The sequence below is a fragment of the Brevundimonas sp. EAKA genome, assembly GCF_000698025.1.
Classification (GTDB): Bacteria; Pseudomonadota; Alphaproteobacteria; order Caulobacterales; family Caulobacteraceae; genus Brevundimonas; species Brevundimonas mediterranea_A.
In genome coordinates this window covers 1-411 of the sequence record NZ_JMQR01000302.1, presented here as the reverse complement: position 1 = coordinate 411, position 411 = coordinate 1, and the positions used below count along the sequence as shown (strand labels likewise).

The window sequence follows — 411 nt, the reverse complement described above, 5'->3', positions numbered from 1 at the left end:
GAAGTTAGCGGAGGAGACAGCGGACACAACAGAAGATTTGAAGCAAGACGAACATTTTGTCAATGTGGAAGAACCTCTTGAATCTACAGCAGTTGAAGAAGTGCGAGAAGAAGCTGATATTCCATCTGCTTCTGATAGTCAAGAACAATTTCCTAGTTCTCAAGCGGAAGAAGATGAAACGCCAATCGAAGAAAAGCAGGCGGAAGCTCCTGCAGTTAGTGGAGCAGTCGGCGGGGATGAATTATCAATCTCCTTTGACGTCACTCCTCAAACGGCACCGGCAGAGGTTATAGAAGAAACTGAATCTTCAGATGACAAAGAGGAGCTTACTACATCTGAAGAATCCGCAGTGTCTGAGTCTGCTGTTGAAATTAAAGTTAGTGAAGAGGAGACAAGCGCAGCACCCCTACC

General features: G+C 45.7%; 1 protein-coding gene. It reads left to right on the top strand.

The window, feature by feature from the left end:
• On the top strand, positions 1-411 hold a 411-nt coding region (locus ER13_RS18900), incomplete at both ends, for a hypothetical protein (protein ID WP_197019828.1).